Raw genomic sequence first — 2,769 nt, forward strand, 5'->3', positions numbered from 1 at the left:
TTGGCGGGGCACCACACTCAGGCGATCGAGTATCTGATCGGCAACCACGTCATCGCCGAGAGCATGTTCCGCTACGACGTCAAGGCAATGTTGTACGCGCCGCTGCGCATGTTGGTCTACAGCGACGCCGACGGCAACGCGGTCTTCACGATGGACCAGCCCGGTCCGGCGTTCGGCAGCCTCGGCCCTGCCGAGGTGGCCGCGGTCGGCAAGGATCTGGACCGCAAGGTGGTGAACCTGCTCCGCGTCGTGGGTGTGGACGCCGGGCAGGCCTTCGGCTGACGCACGAATCCGCTGGAGCCGTTGAGCTCCAGCGGATTCGAGTGCGATTACTTGCTGATTTCGATGCGCTGCGCCTGGGTTCCGGCGTAGGCGCCGGCAACCCGGACGGCCAGCACGCCGGCGTCGTAGGACGCCTTGACGGCCTCACCCGTGATGTGCGCGGGCAGCTGGAACGACCGGTGGAACGAACCGTAGCGAACCTCGCGGAGCGTGCGCCCGTCCTTGTCCTCGGCGTGCTCGTCGCGACGCTCGCCGTGGATGACCAGGCGGCCGTGGTCGACCTCGACGTTCACGTCTTTCTCGACGTCCACGCCCGGCAGTTCGAGCCGTACCACCGCGTCCTCGCCGTCCTTGACGATCTCGGCGGCAGGATTGAATCCACCGGCTACCGGCTTGGCCCAGTCGGTCGCCGCCGCCGGCCCAAAGAAATCGCGCATCCAGCGGTCGACATCCCACGCGGGTCGCGACCACAGGGTCAGGTTGCTCATTCGTGTCTCCTCGTACTGTGTGAGTGCCGACGACTTGCCGGCTCTACAGGTAGAAACTTGAGTCGACCACGCTTAAGTTCCGTCAGTCGTTTCGCCGTCAGCGAACGCCGCGCCGCGACAAAGCTCTTGTAGCTCAGCGCTTCTGGGTGGTTACCAGACGTCCCCGTCGCGCCAATCGCAGGCCAACGGCGCGGTGTCGTCCAGGTTTGTCCCGAGCGGGAAGACGAACACCGACCCGTCGTCGTCGGGAGTCGGGATCGGCCCGCCCGGCGCCAACACCGATGTCGGGCCGCGCCACGGCAGCCAACCGCGCAGGGTGTAGAGCCGCCTGCCCCGGTCCGACGAACTCAGCGCACCGATCTGGTAGCCGCCGCGGATCACCTGCTCGCAGGCGTCGAGGATCGCGATGGCCAGACCCTGTCCGCGCCAATCCTCGCGCACCGCAACAGCTTCCACGTATCCGCAGCGCAGCGATAACCCGCGGTACAGCAGGCGTCGCTGCACCACGGCGCCGTGCGCGATGATCGCACCGTGATCCCAGATCAGGGCATGCATTCCGCCCAGCGCGTGGTCCCAGTCGGCGGCCGTGAACTCGCCGGCGAACGCCTCGTTGACCATCTCGTGCGCGCGCTGCCGCGCGTCGCTTTCCAAGTCGGCGGTGTGGACTAACCGGGCGGTGTGAACCTGGGTGCGCACACTGCTGGTCTACCAGTTGGACTAGTCCGCCGCCACCGAACTCGACATGGAAGTTGCGGCGATTCTGGGACGCGACCAGTGCAGTCGCACGTGCTGGCCCGGACGCACCTGGGCGAGCTTGTCGATGTCCTGGTCGGCGATCACGCCGGCCACCGGATAGCCGCCGGTAACCGGGTGATCGGGTCCCAGGATCACCGGTAATCCGTTGGGCGGCACCTGGATCGCGCCGCGGGTCGCACCTTCGCTGGGTAGTTGGCGTCCCGGGTCGCGGTGTCGCAGCGGTCGTCCTTCGAGCCGCATGCCGACGCGATCGCTGCGGTCCGACGCCATCCAGATGGTGTGCACGAGGGCGTCGGCATCGGCCAGCCAGTCGTCGCGCGGGCCGGGAGCAACCAGAAGTTCGACCAATTGGTCGGAGATCGGCGCCACCGGCGCCTGGTCGAGCTCCGGGTACTCCTCGGTGTGTTCCCCGATCGGCAACACGTCACCGGGTTGCAGCGGCAACGGTCCGATTGCCGACATCACGTCGTAGCTACGCGAGCCCAGCACCGGAGTCACGTCGAAGCCGCCACGCACGGCCAGGTAGCTGCGCAATCCGGAACGCGGAACGCCTAATGTGATCACCTCGCCGTCGCGGACGTGCTGAATACTGTTGGCGCCGAACATGGTTACGCCAACCCGGGGATTGGTGTCGGCGCCGGTGACCGCGACGTCGACGCTGCCGCCGCGGACTCGCGCGGTGAACCCACCCATCGTCACCTCGATGGTGGCGCGGTCGTCCGGGTTGGCCACCAGCCGGTTGGCCAGCGTGTGTGACCGCCGGTCGGCGGCCCCCGACCGGGTCACGCCGAGATGGGCGAGTCCGACGCGGCCGAGATCTTCGATGAGGGCCAGCGGTCCGGGGCGGAGAATCTCCAGGGTCGTCATGTCGCCTCGCTATGCAGCCCGAAACTGGACCCACATGCCTGGCGTCAGCAACGCCGGATCGGGCCGATCGATGTCCCACAACACCGCGTCGGTGTGGCCGATCAGCTGCCATCCGCCGGGGGAACGACGCGGGTAGATTCCGGTGAATTCGCCGGCCAGGCCCACCGCACCGGCCGGGACCGATGGGCGTGGCTCAGACCGTCGCGGCACGGCCAAGCACGGGTCGCCACCGACCAGATAGGCGAAACCCGGTGCGAAACCGCAGAATCCGACCTTCCATGGGTTGGCCGAGTGAGCGTCGATGACCTGTGCCGTGGACATTCCGGTGAGCTCAGCGACCTCGGCGAGGTCGGCGCCGTCGTAGACGACGTCGATC

At 67.6% G+C, this 2,769-nt stretch carries 4 protein-coding genes and 1 pseudogene; 1 reads left to right on the forward strand and 4 read right to left on the reverse strand.

Annotation, left to right across the window (positions count from 1 at the left end):
* Positions 1 to 282: pseudogene (locus VN856_RS02430) on the forward strand (DUF302 domain-containing protein); the annotation flags it as partial.
* A 47-nt stretch (positions 283 to 329) separates the two neighbouring features.
* Here the strand turns inward: VN856_RS02430 and VN856_RS02435 are convergent.
* The 4 genes from VN856_RS02435 to VN856_RS02450 all read right to left on the reverse strand — a co-directional run.
* Complete coding sequence (locus VN856_RS02435) at positions 330 to 770, reverse strand: Hsp20/alpha crystallin family protein (RefSeq protein ID WP_325685802.1); 441 nt, start codon at positions 768 to 770, stop codon at positions 330 to 332.
* Between the two features lie 150 nt (positions 771 to 920).
* On the reverse strand, positions 921 to 1,466 hold the full coding sequence (locus VN856_RS02440) for a GNAT family N-acetyltransferase (protein ID WP_325685804.1): 546 nt from the start codon (positions 1,464 to 1,466) through the stop codon (positions 921 to 923).
* Positions 1,467 to 1,487: 21 nt separating this feature from the next.
* Positions 1,488 to 2,393, reverse strand: coding sequence for a 5-oxoprolinase/urea amidolyase family protein (locus tag VN856_RS02445; protein ID WP_325685806.1), 906 nt, complete (start codon positions 2,391 to 2,393; stop codon positions 1,488 to 1,490).
* 9 nt (positions 2,394 to 2,402) lie between these two features.
* The coding region (locus VN856_RS02450; RefSeq protein WP_325685808.1) for a 5-oxoprolinase subunit B family protein at positions 2,403 to 2,769 on the reverse strand (367 nt) is incomplete at its 5' end.

This window comes from Mycobacterium sp. (assembly GCF_035603715.1).
In the GTDB taxonomy this organism is placed as follows: domain Bacteria; phylum Actinomycetota; class Actinomycetes; order Mycobacteriales; family Mycobacteriaceae; genus Mycobacterium.